General features: G+C 57.6%; 11 protein-coding genes. 9 read left to right on the forward strand and 2 right to left on the reverse strand.

What is annotated here, in order from left to right; translation table 11 throughout:
- Positions 1–76 precede the first annotated feature (76 nt).
- Positions 77–2,116 carry a glutaminase family protein gene (locus tag ACFSKT_RS00985; RefSeq protein WP_377719935.1) on the reverse strand — a complete coding sequence of 680 codons (2,040 nt, stop codon included), beginning with the start codon at positions 2,114–2,116 and terminating at the stop codon, positions 77–79.
- 77 nt (positions 2,117–2,193) lie between these two features.
- Complete coding sequence (locus tag ACFSKT_RS00990) at positions 2,194–4,257, reverse strand: GxGYxYP domain-containing protein (protein ID WP_377719936.1); 2,064 nt, start codon at positions 4,255–4,257, stop codon at positions 2,194–2,196.
- Between the two features lie 372 nt (positions 4,258–4,629).
- On the opposite strand from ACFSKT_RS00990, the gene ACFSKT_RS00995 reads away from it, so the two are divergent.
- The 9 genes from ACFSKT_RS00995 (at position 4,630) to ACFSKT_RS01035 (ending at position 18,820) form a co-directional block, all read left to right on the forward strand.
- Positions 4,630–5,820: a GntR family transcriptional regulator gene (locus tag ACFSKT_RS00995; RefSeq protein ID WP_377719937.1), complete on the forward strand. Its 1,191-nt coding sequence runs from the start codon at positions 4,630–4,632 to the stop codon at positions 5,818–5,820.
- Between the two features lie 169 nt (positions 5,821–5,989).
- The gene (locus ACFSKT_RS01000; protein WP_377719938.1) at positions 5,990–9,064 is read left to right on the forward strand and encodes an alpha-mannosidase; all 3,075 of its coding nucleotides are present in this window, start codon (positions 5,990–5,992) and stop codon (positions 9,062–9,064) included.
- A gap of 91 nt (positions 9,065–9,155) precedes the next feature.
- On the forward strand, positions 9,156–10,073 hold the full coding sequence (locus ACFSKT_RS01005; RefSeq protein WP_377719939.1) for an ABC transporter permease: 918 nt from the start codon (positions 9,156–9,158) through the stop codon (positions 10,071–10,073).
- A gap of 24 nt (positions 10,074–10,097) precedes the next feature.
- Positions 10,098–10,994, forward strand: coding sequence for a carbohydrate ABC transporter permease (locus ACFSKT_RS01010; RefSeq protein WP_377719940.1), 897 nt, complete (start codon positions 10,098–10,100; stop codon positions 10,992–10,994).
- A 66-nt stretch (positions 10,995–11,060) separates the two neighbouring features.
- Positions 11,061–12,743, forward strand: a complete 1,683-nt coding sequence (locus ACFSKT_RS01015) for an extracellular solute-binding protein (protein WP_377719941.1) — start codon at positions 11,061–11,063, stop codon at positions 12,741–12,743.
- Positions 12,744–13,065: 322 nt separating this feature from the next.
- The gene (locus ACFSKT_RS01020) at positions 13,066–13,239 is read left to right on the forward strand and encodes a hypothetical protein (protein ID WP_377719942.1); all 174 of its coding nucleotides are present in this window, start codon (positions 13,066–13,068) and stop codon (positions 13,237–13,239) included.
- 319 nt (positions 13,240–13,558) lie between these two features.
- The gene (locus ACFSKT_RS01025) at positions 13,559–15,244 is read left to right on the forward strand and encodes a CehA/McbA family metallohydrolase (protein WP_377719943.1); all 1,686 of its coding nucleotides are present in this window, start codon (positions 13,559–13,561) and stop codon (positions 15,242–15,244) included.
- Between the two features lie 140 nt (positions 15,245–15,384).
- Positions 15,385–16,995, forward strand: a complete 1,611-nt coding sequence (locus ACFSKT_RS01030) for a response regulator (protein WP_377719944.1) — start codon at positions 15,385–15,387, stop codon at positions 16,993–16,995.
- Between the two features lie 37 nt (positions 16,996–17,032).
- Complete coding sequence (locus ACFSKT_RS01035) at positions 17,033–18,820, forward strand: sensor histidine kinase (RefSeq protein ID WP_377719945.1); 1,788 nt, start codon at positions 17,033–17,035, stop codon at positions 18,818–18,820.
- Positions 18,821–18,931 lie beyond the last annotated feature (111 nt).

Genomic DNA, 18,931 nt, shown 5'->3' on the forward strand with positions numbered 1-18,931 from the left:
TAAACGACCAAAACAATCAAAGGATTACTCCGCCTTGCTGAGGCGGAGTAATCCTTTTTTTTTGACTGATGTTGGTTCAGGCGGTTACAGGCCTAGCGGGCGTTACGGCAGCTCGGGCAGGCTCAAGCAGGGCGATGAACAGGCCGCCGACCACCGAACGATTCTGAAAGCCGATCTGGCTCCCGGTCACCGTATCGTACCAGTCGCTCAGCGGCACGCGGCTGGTCGTCTCCTGCTGCGCCAGCCAGAGCGGGGCGATCATCGCCTCGAAATCGGCCTTCGACGCGGCCAGCGAGGCGCTCCAGACGAGCCAATCCGCCTTCGTATAGGTGTTGCGGCTGTCGAGCGGCGTCCCGTACCGGTTTTGTTTCGCGCGATAATGCGCGACTTCCGTCTCCGCGATGGAGGCCGGGAACAGTCCGAGACGGAGCAGACGGTCCCATACGAGATTGTATTTCAAGCTCCACGAATCGGAAGGGCTGTCGAAGGTCAGCTTGTAGTGATCGCCAGCCGCGGCCATGTCCGCCCATCGGGCAGCCATCTCCTTCGCGGTCTCCGCATATTCTTCGTGCCCGGCATCCCCGAGCATTTCGCATAGCCGCGCATAAGCGCCGATGCCGATAATCGCCTTAATCGACAGATTGGCATTATGCGCCAAGTGTCCGGCGAAATCATCCGTGCACAGCTGATTGTCCGGATCCAGCCCGTGCGTCTTCAAGTACGCCGCCCACTTGGACAGCAGCTCCCAATGCTCGCGGGCAAAGTCCGCTTTGCCTTCATAGGCACATACGGCGGCTGCCATGATGAGCATGTTGCCGCATTCCTCGATCGGCATCTGGTATTCCAGCTTGTTCTCGCCGTAGACCTGCCCGTTCGCCTTCGGATAACAGCCGACATCGTGCGGCGCGAAGTCGAAGCGCCATTCGCCGCTGGCGGCATAGCGGAAGATCGGCCGCATCATCCCCTTGACCAGCTCCGGGTTATAGAGGAGGAACAGCGGGATCGACGGGTAGCTGACATCGACCGTGGCGATGCATCCGTTGCTGAAGTTCTCCTTGGAGAAAAATAACGGCGTTCCCGCCTCGTCGCATACAAGCTTGTGCGCGGCGATCGCCTGCCTGTACGCAAGCGAGAGCAGCTCCGCGTATTTGGCGCCTCCGGCTTGCGCGCTTGCTTCAATCAGACTCCGGTTAAAGCGTTCGCATTGGGCCAGGACCTCGTCGTATTCCGTCATGGCGGAGATGAGCATGTCTTCGAACGCCGCGCCGTTCCTGCGCCAGTAGGCCGGAAGCGGCGTGCCGAAATATTCGATCGCCAGCACGTCGTCGTAGGCGGCTGCGACGAAGGCGGATTTGGCCGCGGCGTCCACTTGGCCGAAATCCATGGTGACCGCCATGACCGGCAAATCCGTAGAGACGGCTCGGGGCGGGCCGGCATCGTCATGCTCGGGCAGCATGCCGGTCCTGGCGAATCGCACTCTTGTTTCGCTGGAGCCGATGACCGATTTCACCTCCGCATGCTCCGATTGAAGGGCGGCTAGATAAGCGTACCCCCAGTCAATTCTCGTATCATCGCCTACCCGAGCGAGGATCGGCTGCTCCGCCGTGCCCATCCGGAGGGCGGTAATTGTCTCGTTCAAAGGAACGCGCGACCAGCCGACAATCTGATCGGGCGAGTGGACGCACAATTCGCCGGACAGATCGAGATAGAGCTTCACTTGATGCGGGGCGCCGTCAATGGAACGGACGCGGGCGGTGATGTACGTGACCGGCCGCGACAAGAGATCCAGATCCTCCAGCAGCAGCGGGGTCGCAAATTGAATCTGCAATCCGATTCCGCCGGCTTCGAACGCATACGAGGTCGTGAGCGGTTCTACCGTTAAGGCGGTTTGCGCCATGGCTGGCGTCTCTTCATCCTTGGCACTCTCTGCGAAAAGGGAGCTGCCCATGAACCGATAGGCGCGTCCGTCGATTCGGATCAAGCCGCATAGGCTGTTGCGCTTGCCCGTCCAATGGACGGGATCCGCGTCGGTTAGGCGGTCGGCCGGCGACCATACGCTAAAGTATGGATCGACGGTAATCAGCGGGACGGACGCGGGGCGAAAGGCGGTCGTCATGATCAATCACTCCTTTGAAATAGGCAAAACAATCGAACGAGGCTGGTTGCCCCGTCCGATTGTCGCCTATGGCTAATTTATTTGACCGGCAGCCCGTTCGCCTCGCGAACGAGCGCGAAATAGTGATCGGCGCGGACGGCTTCGAATTCCGGCCCGAGCGATTCCTGCAGGGCAGCGATATCCGACGGGGTCATGCTCCAAGCCAGCAGGCCGAGCGAGACGAAGAGCGGCGACTTGCCGTCCCAGTCCGCCTTGGCTTTATCGAGCACGGCTTTGCCGTCTTGGGCAGTGCTGATGCCTTGGATGGTGGAGACCGGAAGATTGCCGTTCAGAATCTCGATGCCATGTCGGTCTTCCCAGCTGAGGAAGACGCCAGACGCGCGGTAGTCCTCGGCATAAGCTTTCGCTTTGGTCTCGCTAAGCGGTACGTTCTGGCCGTCGATGCGGTTCAGCACGTACGGAACGGTCATGCCGGTCTTCTTCAAATAATGGTACGTCTGCTTCAGGTATGGCGCGAACGTGCTGTCCGGCCAAGCGTTGGCGTAGAAATACCCGGCGCCGGAAGGACCGGAGATCAGCAGATCATTGTCCGTGGCCGTCTCGAGATAATGATTCAGTATCGCCGGCGCGCCGTCGTAGAGGAGCGGGCTGGACGTCCAGTTCAGCGGCACCTTGCCGCGGTTCGGATCATCCCACAGAATCCGCATCCGGTGCTGGTTGTATTGGAAGTTGTCGCCTTCGCTGAACGTGTAGGTCACATAGATTTTGTTCGCAAGCTTCGGCTTCCGGGTCGGCTTCGGCGGCTTCGCGTTCTTCGTGGCGGCGGAGAAGACGGTCAAGTTGCTGAACCAGTCGGCGGCCAGCACATAGACGCTATGGCGCGACGTAATTTCGACCGAGTTGAACTCGCCTTCGACGTCATTGCTGAACCAGCCCAAATACGGCGTTCCCGGATCGACGGCGGACAGGATGCGTTCGAACAGATCGCGCTGCTCCGGAATATTCGAGTCGAGCCAGAATACCATCGCTTTGTTGGCGACCGCGTAGTCGCGCAGATAGCCATAAGGCTCCTTATGCTCGGAGGATGGCGGCTGCACGCTGCCGGCGGAAACCTTATACTGGTTCCACATCTCGACCGATGCGGTCAATTGCGCCGTGCCGGCCGGCGGGGTGAAGCGGTAGACGAAATAGCGGCCGTTGTCGGCGAAGCGGTGGCCGCCGCTGCCGGACGACACTTGCGATTGTTGACGATCGTAGAGGAAAGGCTCCTCCTCCGGCGTGCCCGGAATAAATTGCGCGATCGTCTGGCCGTCGGCTTTGACCGTGACTTCGTGCACGGCGCTGCCCCAGCCATCCTGCGTGAACGCATCGTCGAATCGGAGATAGACGTCGGATTGGCCGAGGAACGAAGCGAGATCGAGATCGTACACCTTCCGGTTGCGGGCGTCGCGTTCTTGCGTCGTGTCCTCCGCGATCGTGCGGAAGGACTCCGGCAGCCCGGACGGGATGCGAATAGAGGTATCGGGGCTTAGGCCGATCAGCATCCGATGCGTCGTCTGGCTCCACAGGTTCTCGAACTGCCACGTATAAGCGTCCAGCCGGTTCTTGAACTTGCCCCGCAAATCCTCGAGCACTTTCAATTGAAAAGGCGCGCCGGTCAGCTTGGCCGCGAGCGCGGGGCTGGCCACGACGGCATCCTTCAAGCCGGCAAGCGTCGTCGCGACGTTGATGGAGTCGGGAACGGCGGGGTCGTAGACGATGATGCCTTTCAGCTCCGACTTGAACGTGCTCACAATATTCCAATAGTCCTCGTGAACCTGATAGGCAACGTTGAGATCGTTAAGCCAGGTGAATTTGCCTTCTTCGATGTTCTCGATCAAATAGAGACGCGGCTCCTTGCGGTTCACGATCCCTTGCAGCGTCGCCATCAAGATTTTCTCGTCGCCGGGCGCGTCGTAGATGTCCGCTACCTCCAGCTTCTTCGTTTTGGCGAATGTCGGGAGCGCCTGGCCCTTCGGCCATGAGATGCTGCTGCCGTGCTTCTTCGCCTCTTGTTGAACGCCGGATTCCGCCGTTGCCCCCATCGTGAAGGACATGGTACATACGATTGCCAAACTGACGGCCGTTAGCTTTCGAATCACGATTGAACACCTCGATTTATCGTGGTATGGTGAAACAAGATCTTCCTTATTCCTATCGAAAAGCAGGGAATGCTCCTCTGCCTCACCTCCTTGGGCGTTCGTTAGCATCGGGATAGATGTAACTCCCCTCAACTCATATTAAATATATTTTACATAAACAATTCAAGTACTTCGACAAAACTTATCATCAACAACGAGATTTCACCTGTTTTTTGCCTCGTGTGGACAGGGCCGGCTGCGGCGATTGTCGCGTTTTACGGAGAGGTGATGAGACTTTGCGCCTGTTGTAGGCGTGATTTGAACTTCGGTTGCATAATATAAGGTCAGAATATATTATATATATAAATATTTCGCTGAAGATTGGTGATGGGAATGAATACGAACGATCGGGTTCCGCTCTATCAGAAAATACAGGATTATATTCGCGAGTTGATCGACACCGAGGGATTAAAGGAAGGCGAGCGCATCCCGACGGAGAAGGAATTGATGGAACGGTTCAACGTCAGCAAAATTACCGTCGTCAACGCGCTCACCGGCCTTGCGAACGAGAAGATCATTACCCGGGTGCCGGGGCGCGGCAGCTTCGTCAGCGACAAGAAGGGTGCGGAGCAAGGCGCGTCGTCTCAAGCGGCGACCGCTTCCGCGTTGTCCGCTGCGTCTGTCGGCGGAGCGAAGTCCTTGGCGGAGGGCGGCGGCCGCACGAGGATTATCGGACTGGTCATGCCGTCCATCTATGATTTCTTCGCGATCCGCCTATTGGATGGCGTCAGCAACGCGCTGGAAGAAGAAGGCTACCGCATCGTGATCCTGCTCTCCGGCGGCGTTCTGGAGAAGGAGAAAGAGGCGATCAAGACGCTCAAGGCGATCGGGGCGGAAGGACTGCTGATCTTCCCGGTCGACGAGGAGCAGTACAACGAAGAGATTCTGGCGATGAAATTCGCCGGCTTCCCGTTCGTGCTGATCGATCGTTATTTGCCCGGCGTAGAGACGCATTATATCGCGGCCGACGGCCGGCTGGGCACGAGCCTTGCGGTCGAGCATCTGTGGGAGCTCGGTCACCGGGAGATCGCCATCTGCTCGGATTCGCCGATCCAGACCGTCACGGTACAGGAGCGAATAGAAGGCTATATGAGCACGCTCAAGGCGAAAGGCGCGTTGATCAATCCGGCGCATATTATTACGGACTTCACGGTCGAGAATGTCAATCTGCAGGATATGAAGTCGCATCCGCTCTACCGGTACATCGCGAATCAGATGGCCACCGCTTACATTACGCTTAACGGAAGGCTGGCCGTGCAAATCTATCAAATGGCGAAGCAAGCCGGACTCGACGTTCCGGGCGACGTGTCCATCGTCAGCTTCGACGACCCGACTTCGATCGTCGAGGAATTCAGCTCGTTCACGCATATCAAGCAGTTCGAATACGAGATGGGCTACCGGGCGGCGGAGAAGCTGATCGAGATTATACGGGAAGACGGCAAGCCAAGCGGCAAATATACGAAGACGCTCCTGGAACCCGAGCTTGCGGTGCGGCAAACCTCCGGTCCTCCAAGACGTTCCTAGCGAAACGACCCGCTTATCGCGTTCAAAGTCCGTCGTTTCGAGGTTGTGCCTCCGACACCCTTACGGGAAGTCGGAGGTTTTTTTTTGTTCGAAAAATAATATTGAATATATATAATATTTATATTATATTCTACTTGAGCCAGCTGGGAGAAAAAGGAGTCGGTGAACGATGCCATACGAACGGATCAAACCGGAGCATTTAAGAACGCTGCTGGAGCGGCTGGAGGCGAACATCTACGAGCCGGTCGCGCAGCTTCGCGCGACCGCGTGGGTGACGGCGGAACCGGTGGCGTACGAAGCGCGCGCATCAGGGCGCAGGTTGGAGCTCGCGCCGGGAGATCGTTGGGGGCAGCTATGGGACTGCGCATGGTTTCATTTTACCGGCGCGATTCCGGCGAGCGCGGCTGGCAAGAAGGTCGTGCTGCTCCTCGACGTGAACGGCGAGCTCTGTCTCGTCGACGAAGAAGGAACACCCTCGCAAGGGCTGACGAATATTAACTCCGAGTTCGACTACGCCCTTGGCAAGCCAGGCAAGCGGGTCGTTCCCGTCAGCGACTCGGCGGCAGGCAACGAGACGATCGACCTGTGGGGCGATGCGGGCTGCAACGACCTATTCGGCCGCTACCGGAGCGGCACGTTGAAGGAGGCCGTCGTCGCGATATGCAGGGAAGAGGTGCGGCAGCTGTATTACGATGCCGAGGTGCTGCTCGAGACGGCGGAACGGCTGCCGGAAGGTTCGGCCCGGAGAGCGCGCATTTTCAGGGCGCTCTATGACGTGTCGCTTCTGCTCGCCGACCTTGCCGATGAGCGGGTGGCCAAGGCGCGGCGCATCCTCGGCGAACAGCTGGCGAAGCGCGGCGGCGATCCGGTGCTGACGATCAGCGCGATCGGGCACGCGCATATCGATCTGGCGTGGTTATGGCCGATCCGGGAGACGATCCGCAAAGGGGCCCGCACGTTCTCGACGGCGCTTCGGATGATGGAGCGTTATCCGGATTACGTGTTCGGCGCAAGCCAGCCGCAATTGTACGACTGGATGAAGCAGCATTATCCGAAGCTGTACGACCAGGTGAAGGCGAGAATCCGGGAAGGGCGCTGGGAGCCCCAAGGAGCGATGTGGGTCGAATCGGACACGAACGTGCCCGGCGGAGAGTCGCTCGTCCGGCAAATTTTGTACGGCAAACGGTACTTCCAGCAGGAATTCGGCCTGGAGATGAAATCGTTGTGGATGCCGGACGTGTTCGGTTATACGGCGAGTCTCCCGCAAATTCTGAAGAAGGCCGGGGTCGACTACATGATGACGCAGAAGCTGTCATGGAGCACCTATAACCGTCACCCGCATCACACCTTCATGTGGGAAGGCATCGACGGCTCGCAGATCCTGACGCATATGCCGCCCGAGGATACCTATAACAGCCCCGCCGCGCCGCGTTCGATCGCGAAGGCGGAGAACGACTATCTGGACAGCGCCGTATCGGATCGCGCATTGATGCTGTTCGGTATTGGCGACGGGGGCGGCGGCCCCGGAGAGGAGCACTTGGAGCGGCTGGCGCGGGAGAAGAACTTGCTTGGGCTTAGTCCGGTCGAGCAGGAGACCTCGGCGCGATTCTTCGAGCGTCTGGCCGAGCACCGGGCGCGTTACCAGGTGTGGCGCGGCGAGCTCTATCTGGAGAAGCACCAAGGCACACTGACGAGTCAGGCGCGCAGCAAACGGTTCAACCGGAAGTTGGAGAAGTCGCTGCGCGAACTGGAATATGCCGCCGTGCTGGCGCAGATGACAGCTAATGTGCCGTATCCGGCCGAAGAGCTGGAACAGATCTGGAAGGAAGTGCTGCTGTACCAGTTCCATGATATTTTGCCAGGCTCCTCTATCAAGCGGGTGTACGACGAATCGCTTGCGCGGTACGCATCAATGCTTGAGCGGGTGGAGCAGCTCGTCGACATCTCGTATGAAGCGGCTGCACGAGGAGCGGAGGGTAAGATCGTGTTCAATTCACTGCCCTGGGAGCGGGAAGAGTGGCTGAATCAGGACGGTCAGTGGCATTACGTGCATGTGCCTGCGATGGGCTGCGCCAAGCTGCCCGAGGCGCCCGAATCGATCCCCGCCGTCCGCATATCCGAGCGCGAACGGACCCTTGAGAACGAGCTGCTGGTCGTGGCGCTCGGCGATAACGGCGAGATTGCTTCGCTGTTCGACAAGGAGCACGGTCGGGAGCTCGTCCAGCCCGGCCAATCCGCGAATCGGCTGCGCGTCTACGCGGACGACGGCGATGCGTGGGATTTCCGTCAAGATTACCGGCAAATGGGCGGCGAGCGTCTCGCGCTGCGACGGGTCGAAGCGTATTCGGACGGACCGACGGCAGGCTTCGTCCTGCATTATGCTTACGGATCGTCCGAACTGGTCCAGCGCATCGTGCTGACGGCCGGCAGCCGCCGGGTCGATTTCGTGACGAGGGTCGATTGGAAGGAATCGGGCCGAATGCTGCGCACGTCTTTCCCGCTTCATATTCGCGCCGACAGCGTCAGCTGCGACATTCAGTTCGGCTACCTGCGCCGGCCAACGCATCGGAACACGATGTGGGACTACGCCAAGGACGAAATCTGCGCGCATCATTACGCCGATCTCTCCGAGCCGAATTACGGCGTCGCGCTGCTCAACGATTGCAAATACGGACACCGTGCCGCGGATGGCGAGCTGGATTTGAATTTGCTGCGCAGTCCTTCTTATCCCGACCCGGAAGCCGACCGCGCCGAGCATCGCTTCACGTATTCGCTATATCCGCACTCAGGCGACCACGTCGAGGCGCAGGTGTTCAGAGCAGGGTACGAGCTGAACGTGCCGCTGCGGATCTCCGGCATGAAGCTCGAGGCGGCGGGCGAGGATGCCGCGGCCGATGCAAGTCCATCCGCTCGCGCCCCGATATCGGCAGAATTGGCGGCTGCCGCGGCACGAGACGAGGCGATGGGCCGATCCTTCCTGCTGCCCAGCCATCCGCACGTTATGATCGAAGCGGTCAAGCGCGCCGAAGACGGCTATGCGCTCATCGTCCGGCTCTACGAGACGGCCGGAACAAGGCTGGTCACGAAGCTTGCCGCAGGCTTCGCATTCACCGGCGCTTGGCTGGCCGATCTGATGGAACAGAAGCTGGAGCCGCTACAGGCGGAAGAGGGCGCGGTTACCTTGTCGATGGAGCCGTTCGAGATTGTCACCGTGAGACTGGAGCGGCCACAACTTCGGCATTAATGGCGTCCATGGCTTGCGCGGGGTCCGCCGCCTCTGAGGCGGACACCGCCGAGCCGATCCGATTTTGTCCGAATGAGAGGAGGAACCGCACATGGGAGCATCGTTGCTTTGGAAACGAATCTGGCGGCACAAGCTGCTCTACCTATTCATGCTGCCGGGACTTGTCTGGTTTTTTCTGTTCTCGTACGTGCCGCTGTATGGCATTCAGGTCGCATTCCGCGATTTCACGTTCTCGGGCGGTTTTACGGGAAGTCCGTGGGCGGGCATGAAATATTTCAACCAATTCTTCGACTACTATCAATCCGAGGCGCTCATCCGCAATACAATCCTCATCAGCGCCTTGAAGCTTGTGATCGGCTTCGCGATGCCGATCCTGCTCGCCATCCTGCTGAACGAGATTCGCAACGTCAAATTCAAGAAAACGGTGCAGACGTTGTCGTATTTGCCTTACTTCGTCTCTTGGGTCGTCGTCGTAACGCTCATGCAGCGCCTGCTTACGCCGTACGGCGGTCCGGTGAACGAGCTGCTGACCTCGATCGGACTCGTGGATGAGCCGATCCAGTTCTTGAACAACACGAGCTGGTTCTACCAAATCATCGTCGGCTCGGACATCTGGAAGAACATCGGCTGGAATTCGATCATCTACATGGCCGCAATGGCCGGGATCGACCAACAGCTGTACGAAGCGGCCAAAATCGACGGGGCCGGGCGATTCCGCCAAATCTGGCATGTGACGCTGCCCGGCATTCGCAACATCGCGGTCATCCTGTTCATTCTGGCGACCGGCAGTCTGATGAGCGCGGGCTACGAGCAGCTGCTGCTGCTGAACGGTCCGGCGACGGCCGCGATCGGGAGCGTGCTCGACGTGCACGTCATCGGCGCGGGCATCAGCCAAGGCCGGCTCAGTTACGCCGCGGCGGTGGGGCTGTTCCAGAGCGTCATCGCGCTGGTGCTCATCCTGACGGTGAACCGCATCGCCCGCAAAGTCAGCGACGTCTCTCTCTTCTAATCCGCGCGAAAGGAGTGATCAGGCATGAGCAAGCGGCGCTTCTCGCCGTTCGAGGCGCTGAATTACGTGCTGTTAACGCTGTTCGGCTTATCGATGATCTACCCGTTCATCTATATTCTCGTCTACTCGCTGAACGACGGCAAAGACTCCATGATGGGGGCGCTCTACTTCCTGCCCCGCAAAGTGACGCTGGAAAATTACGCGCAAGTGTTCGAGAACCGCGAAATCTGGCAGGCGTACAAAATCACCCTCGCGCGCACGCTGCTCGGCATCGTCCTGCACGTGACGCTGTGCACGCTGATGGCCTATGCGCTGTCCAAGAAGACGCTGCCGGGGCGGACGTTCTTCACCTTCTATATTTTCCTGCCGACAATCTTCAGCGCGGGGTTCATTCCGTATTTCATTACCTTGCAGAAGCTACACTTGATCAACAGCTTCTGGGTCTACGTCATCCCGCTGCTGTTCAACTTCATGCACATCGTCATTATCCGCACGTTTCTGCAGGGCATCCCCGAGGAGCTCGAGGAATCGGCGCGCATCGACGGCTACGGCGATTTTCAGATTTTCCTGCGCATCGTGCTGCCGCTGTCCGGTCCGGTGCTGGCGACGATCTCGCTCTTCATCGGCGTGACGCATTGGAACGACTGGTTCACCGGCGCTTACTATGTGTCCAATAAAGAGCTGCTTCCCGTTCAAACGCTGCTTCAGCAAATGCTGACTGAAATGGAAGCGCTATCATCATCAATGCAGCGGGCCTCGCAGCAAGGGGGGCAGACCGTCAACGCGAATATGGCCGGTGCAACGCCGGAATCGCTGCGAATGGCGCTGCTCGTCATTACCGTATTTCCCATCTTGTGCGTGTATCCGTTTCTTCAGCGGTACTTCGTCAAAGGCGTCATGCTTGGCTCGGTGAAAGGCTGATGATAATCGCTCGTCCGGCGGATGGGCTTTATCATATACCATTATCGCGTTCATGGAGGGGTTCGAATGAGGAAGAAGCAGACTACAATCGCGCGGACGCTGCTTGCCGCGGCGTTGATGAGCACCGCGCTCGTCGGATGCAGCGACAACGGCGGAGGTAACGGCGGAGGCAACGGCAGTGGCAATGCGCCGGCCGACAATACGGGGAACGCGGGCAGCGAGAAAGCCGTGACGCTCAAAATCCTTCACAACTGGAACGGATCGGGCCCCGGCGATGTGGACACGACCCCGATCGCCGAGGCGATCCGGGAGAAGACGGGCATAACCGTCCAACTCGATTACACCAAGGGCAGCGAGACCGAGAAGGTGAACACGATCTTCGCGACGCAGGATTTGCCGGATATCTATACCGGTCCGGCTTGGGGCGGCGAGCTGGACGGCATCGTGAAGGCGGCTAGGGAAGATCAATTGGTCGATCTGTCGGGCAAGCTGGCGGACTATCCGAATTTGTCCAAGTCGATCGCCAAGGAGAACGTCCCGCCCGCGCTGTACGATAAGGCCATCGGCGCATTCGGCGATCAGAAATTTATGCTGTACCAGAACCACCCGGCGACCGACAAGGACGCGATGGATTGGCTGTACGGCTTCTATGTGCGCAAGGACATCGCGGAGAAGATCGGCGTCGACCCGCAGTCGGTGAAGACGAAGGACGATCTGTACAACTTCTTGAAGAAGATCAAAGATGCGCAGCTTACGGAGAACGGCATGCCGGTCATGCCGCTCGGCGGCTTCAGCAACGGCTGGGCAGTCGGGATCGGCAACACGATGTTCTACGGCAGCGACTATCAGGACAAGGGCGACGGCACCTTGGAGCACACCTTCTTCACGAAACCGTACGAGGATTACACGCTCTACTACCGCAAGCTGATCGACGAAGGGCTGCTCGACCCCGAGACGTTCACGCAGACGGACCCGATCGCGAAGGAGAAAATCAACCAAGGCCGCATTGCGGTGCTGGCCGCGCACTTCCCGGCGATCTACGACGCGACGAAGGAATACGCGAAGTCGCATCCGGGCAGCGATTTCGTGGCGGTCGGACCGCTCGAGCGGGCGGGGGCCGAGCCGAACCGGCCCGTCGATCTCGGCATTCAAGGTAATAACGTAACGGTCATCACGAAGGCGTGCAAGGACGTCGACGCCGCGCTCAAGCTGCTCGAATTTCTGGCCTCCGACGAAGGCTTCCTGCTGACGCGCTACGGCGTGGAGGGCGTTCATTGGGAGAAGGTGGACGGCAAGCCGGTCGCGAAGAAGGAATTCTTCGACAAGTTCGCGGCCGATACGACCGGCAAGGAGAAGAAGAATGTCGGGATCGGCATCGGTCTCGAATCGTTGACCGGTCAGGACCGCACGAATACGCTCGGCGGCGATATTTGGGCCGACCAGGAGCGGATCGCGGCGATGGACCATGCGCGCAAGATTCTTCGTCCGAACGGGATCTCGGTCATCTCCGCTTACAATGCCGGCGACGTCATGGCCAAATCGCCGCAGTGGGAGACGCTCAAGCCGTCGATGGACCGCATCGGCGACGTCTGGAAGGAAGCGGTATTCGCCAAATCGGACGATGCGGCGCTCAAGGTCATTAACGCGCTGCGCGACCAGATGAACAAGACCGGATATCCGGAGGCCATCCAATATGTGAACGAGAACTTGAAAGGCAAGGAAGTCGTGAAGCTGCAGATGGCGAACTGACGGACGTGCATAAGAACCATGCTTGCCGGGAAAGCTTTACTTGCAAGCTTGCGTATAACCAAGAGGAGGGCGGCTATCTTTCGATAGCCGTCTTATTTTTGTTGCAGCTCATAAGGAGATACCGGCAGCCGTTCAATTCCCCGGTTGATAATTACGAACATTTGTTCTATAGTGGAAGGCGTGGATCTTATTATTCGACAATACCTCTGTTTGGCGCCTCTACATTGCGACAAACATTTGAACAAGCCGGGCGGTATAATAGAAGCCAGCTCACTTGAATCCAACACTCCTGATTGAATCAAGTAATGGGAGGAATACGACGATGGACAAGCAATTCATCACGAAGCTGCGATCGCTGGATCGACAAGACAAAGGAAGGTCAAGTCTGCTGATTGAAGGCGTCAAGAGCACGCTCAAGCACAAAAAAGAAATGAGTCGAATAGGCAGGTATTTATATAGGTCGAAGAAATCGGTTATCCCCAAAGGCTGGGACTGAGATCGGTACCTGATCGAGATCGGACAGACGTGTCCGGTCTCTTGGTGTTGAACAGGAAGACCTTTTTTAAATTTTCATCGCCTTCATGCACGTCTGCCGACCGGCAATCCTGGCTATGATCGGCCTGGCCTATTGCTATTCATCGAAAATGTTTGGATCGCTCTCTTTATGGGGATTTTTGCGTGGGATATTGCGATGTTTCGCGATGGATATGAAATGGCAGCGGGTCCGACACGCCGATATAATGAAGCCAAATGATCAGGATGGCCATCCTGGTTCATGATGCTTGGAAGGCAAGAACGGCGAGAGGGGCCTTGAGATGAGAATAAAAGTTCGGGTATGCAGCGCGAACAACGAACCGATAGCTTGTAAAATCCTGCTATATCCGGTCCAGCCATTCGGCGGCGAGGCTGCCGAGACAGGCGAGAAGACGACCATTTATTGCGACGGGGTAACGGAGTTTGAACGGGCGGCCGGGGATTACGCAATCGAAGCGTACAAGGGGAAATTGTACACGCCTGTGAAGGCGCGCGTCGTATTGGCACATGAGGACGTGGAGCTTGAGATCATATTAAGGGCCATTGTCGACACGAAGCAATTGGGTCTGTACGCCTTCGATGCCCACTCGCATGTGTCGAGAAGCTTGAGCTCGCAGGCCGGTAATCTGGCGGACGCCGCTGCGGTCATGAAAGGCGAAGGCTTCCACTTTTTCTTCGCGGGATCGCCCTATGATCAGCACACCCATCGTGAGGATCTCGACGAACGCTGCGAGGAAGGGACGTCCTATCGGGAGCGGTTCTCGCGGACGATCGCGAGCGTTAGCGACGACGACTTCGTGCTGGATATCGGGAATGAGATCGTCAAATGCCGCTATGGGCATATGTTCATGATGAACTATGAACAGAAGCCCCCGTTCAGCCGGTACTACGACCGGGCTTGGGATCCGTGGCTGTTCACCAAGATCGGCGAGGAGCCGGCGTACGAAATCGCATATCCTTACGAAGCGCTCGGGAGGGAGAGAGGACCGAACTCCGTCGCGGTGGCCGCCCATCCGACGAGCTGGTGGTGGCATAAAGAGCAATTCATCACGAATATCGCGGCAACGTTGGGCTTCGAGATCTTGGCGGGCTCGATCGACGCGATGGTCGTCATGGGTTACGACCGCGACCATGTCCATTATCAGGCGCTCTGGTACGAAGTACTGAATAACGGCTATTTCATGCCGGGCGTGGCCGAGATGGATCATACGTTCGATACGCATCAGACGAAGCATCTGGCGTTCAAAACCTATGCCCACGCGGATGAATTCACGATCGATGCCTTGTGTGCGGCTGTCAAAGCAGGACGAGTCCTCGCCTCCACCGGCCCGATCGTCCTGCTGCGCGTCAACGACCAGCTGTCGGGAGCGGTGCTGAGCTATGCGGCGGGAGAGACATTTCGCATCCGAGTCGAAGCGTTCCGCTGCTGCGATGCGCCCTTGCAGCGCTTGCAGCTCATCGTCAACGGCAAGGTATGGAAGGAATACAGCCTGAACGACGACCGTGTTGTTCTCGATGACACCCTAACCGTCAGCTGCGATAGTTATATTATCGCCAAATGCTATGACGCCGCGGGTAATGTGGCGATCGCGAACCCGGTTTACGTCCGCAACCAACCTTTCGCGAATCACGGCTTCCAATCGGCGTTGACCGTGCAGGTGACGAAAGACGGGCAGCCGGCGGACGGACGATTCTGGATCGGCAAGAATACTGCGAAGTCGTCTTTTAGCGGGACACTCGACTGTCGCATCCACCCGGCCGAGGACGTGAATATCGAGGTGGACGGCGAGATCAAGCAAGTGAAGCTGTTCGAACTGGATGACTTGCAGGCGATCTTCCGGCACTTGTATTTCGGAGCTTTCAATCGCGATCGCCGATACGAGGCGGGCGAAGTGCCGGCCGGCACTTTCGAGCTTGCGCGCATTCGAGCCCGATTAAGTCAGGTCGAGCTGCAGGTATGCTTCTAGCACGATCGTTAGGCGCTTCCGACTCTTTACCGCGCGTCAATAATAGCTTTATATCTAGTTAATCTTCCTCCGTTATAGTGATGCGAGACATAGCTTCGAAGAGGTCTGATCGACACCATCCAAGCAGAGGGTTGTGAACCATGGCGAAACTATTGATTGTGGAAGATAACGATTTCGAGCGCAATGCCATGCAGCATTATATCGATTGGGACATTCTGGGCATCCGGGAGGTCGAGACGGCCTTCAACGGATTGGACGGGGTGGAGAAGGCGACTGCGTTCGTACCCGATATTGTCATCAGCGACGTGATGATGCCGGGCATGAACGGCATCGAGATGGCCAAGCACATCATGCGAATCAGCCCGCAGGTGAAATTCGTGTTCTCCAGCGGGCACGAAGATGTACGTCTCATCCAGGAAGCAATGGAAGTGAGAGCGTATCATTACCTGATCAAGCCGCTCAAGCAAGAGGAATTAATCCGCGTCATCAAGAAGACGACCTCCATCCTGGTCGACGAGAAGCTGTCGAGCATCGCGCACGATAAAATCGTCGAGCAATTTCGCACGAATTTGCGTTACCTGCAATCCCGGTTTTTGGAGAATTTCCTCGTCACGGGCAAAACGGGCGACGATTCGAAATCGCTGCCGGTGCAGGCGCGCGATCTCCAGCTGAACATGATCGGGATGTATAAGCTGGCTTGGATCGAGTTCGATTTCGGCGCCGACGCCGACGTATTCCATCACGCCGACATGCTCCAGCTTGCGCTGCATCAACTTGAAAGCGTCTGCAATCCGAAGCATGTCAACGTGATCAAGAGCTCCGGCAACGCAATCATCGTCCTGCTTCATTCGTTGGTTGGCGGGGAACAGGAGGAGGCGCGGATCGTCGCCGCCATCGAGCGCGAAATCCGATCCTTGTCAGAGACGGGCGGCTTCGACTTCATGATCGGCGTCAGCGGCCGCTGCGCGAATATGGAGGAGCTGCCAATCGCCTATCGGCAATCGCGTTATGCCGCCGACCGCAAGATCAAGCTGGGGTACGGCCAGCTGGTCCATTATGCGGATTGCGAACAGCCGCATGAGACCGCGTTGGATATGGAGCCGCAGGACCCGAAGGCCGTCATGGCCCGAATGATCGAAGCGGCGATGAAGGGCGAATACGCCGAGGAGGAGCTGAACCGGCTTGTCGGCGTTCTGCCCGCGGATACCGGCCCGGAGATGGCGCGGCTTCGGAGCTCGTTCATTTTGCTGTTCGCAAGCCTGGCCAAGCAATTGGCGGGCGCGGGGGAGAGCTTGGAGAAGATGGCGGAAGAAGAGCAGGCGATCTACGAGCAGCTTCTTCAAGCCAAGACGATCCCGGATCTGAAGCGATATACGAACAAAATCTTCGCGTCGATCTCTTCGTACATGGAGCGCAAGAAACGCAATAAAGACGATTACATCATCCATGAAATCCTCACCATTCTCAACCAGGAATACCGTCAGCCGATTACGTTAACCTCGCTTTCGGACCGTGTGTATTTGAGCCCCAATTACCTCCGGATTTTATTCAAGGACAAGATGAACATCAGCATTCAAGAGTATTTGACGAATCTGCGGCTGAGCAAGGCGAAGGACTTGTTGAAGCAGACCCGTCACAAAATTCACGAAATCGGCGAAATGGTCGGCTACGAGAACAGCACCTACTTCAACATCGTCTTCAAAAACTATACCAAGATGACGCCCGGGGAATATCGAAACAAATTCAAGTGAACCAGAATGGGCGAATGCCGACGGAGCGTGCACGGTCATGAACGGACAACCCATGCTTTCGACGAACGACGGCTTTAAATTTTTTCATCTTCTGCTTGCCCTGACCATCTCCATGGTGCTCCTATGCTCCGCAACCATCAGCTCCGTTCTGTACACCCGGTGGAACCAGACGCTGAACGGGCAGAACGAGGAGTTCATGCGCTATGCCGCCTCCCAAGCGCTCAACGGCATTGAGAACATCATGCGCAACTGCGAGCTGACCGCCCGCAACATATATTCGGACAGCACGGTGGCTAATCTGTTCCTCGGCGCCGACGGCGGCAACGTCAATTACGCGCTGTTCCATCAGTTCATGCTCGTGAACAGCAGCTTCGAGAACTATGTCGAGACGAACAGCGATATCAAGAGCATCGTCATCTACAAGCTGGATCCGAATCTGATCACGGACGGCAAAAACATTCGCGAAATCGGGAGCTTCAAGCGGCAGGACCTGATGCAAAAGGCGATCGAAGCCCGCGGCAAAGAGCTATGGGTCACATACGAGGAGGCGGGCGAAGGGACGAAAATCCTTTTGCTCAAATACATCAACGTGAACCGCCCCGGCGGCGTGTTGGCGATCGAGATGAATCAAGCGCGGCTGAGCTCGCTGTACAAAGGAGACGAGAACGCCAACTACCTGTTGTTCCTGTTAAGCGACGGCCGCATCATGTTCCGTTCGCAGCCGGACGTTCGGATCGGGAAGGAAACGCTGGACGCGATGGAGCGGAACGTCGCCGACGATCACCTCTTCGCGAAGCTGGAGCAGGGCAGAACGGCCTATTATTCCTATTCCGCTCGCGTGAACGAGGCGATGTCGGTCGTCATGCTCTACGACGCCTACGAGCTGGGCAAGGAGAAACGATCGATTGCGCAGTATGTCTGGATTTGTACCGGCTTCTTCGTGCTGATCGGCGTGGCGCTCGCCATCTGGTTCTCCACGCGTTTCGCGCAGATCATCGAACGGCTGGCGAACAAGATGAAGGCGATCGAACAAGGCCATCATCATCTGACGCCGGACGCGCCCCGCATCCGCGAAATCGCGGCGCTGGACCAGACGTTATGCCGCATGGCGAGGACGATCGACGGCCTGACGGAGGATGTCGCCAGAACGGAGCGTCAGAAGGTGGAGAGCGAGATCAAATATTTGCAGATGCAGATGAATCCGCATTTTCTCTATAATCTCCTATCCGCCGTCCGATGGATGGCATATCGCAGCAGCGAAACGAAAATCGTGCAAATCATCGACCTGTTGAGCGATTTCTATAAAATCGCGCTAAGCAAAGGCAGAGACGTCATCGCGCTTCCATCCGAAATCCAGCTCGTCGAGCATTACGTCGCCCTCCACAACTGTTGTCTTCACGACCAGATCCGGCTGACGGTTCGAGCCGAACCGGCTTGCGAGCATGTGCCGATCAGCAAAATGACGCTGCAGCCGTTCGTGGAGAACAGCATCATCCATGGCCGAGTCCATGGCAGGCAGCTGCATATCGAGGTGGATCTTCGCAAGCAAGGAGATCGCATGGTGATCACCGTGCGGGATGACGGCATGGGGGTAAAGGACGAATTCATCGCGTACATCGAGCGCTTGAATAACGGGGAGGCATCCGCCGAGCGAGTGGGCTATGGCGTCACCAATACGTTCACACGTCTCAAGCTGATCGATCGCCATGCCGAGATTCGGGTGGAGCGGGGCAACCCCGGCACAATCGTACAGCTGTCGTTCTCCGTCGAACAGAGACAGCCGGCCGAAGCGATGCCTCGCTCCGATCGCGAGTTTTTGGGCTGACAGAATAGAATGTTTAAAGTCGCCATAAGCAGGACTTTTTCCCGGTTGCGCGCTGGTCGGGGGAAGTGCTGCTTTTTTTGCTGTCTAACGATGGCTGGAGGTTTGTTTTCT

This window comes from Paenibacillus xanthanilyticus (assembly GCF_042682185.1).
Taxonomy (GTDB): domain Bacteria; phylum Bacillota; class Bacilli; order Paenibacillales; family Paenibacillaceae; genus Paenibacillus_Z; species Paenibacillus_Z xanthanilyticus.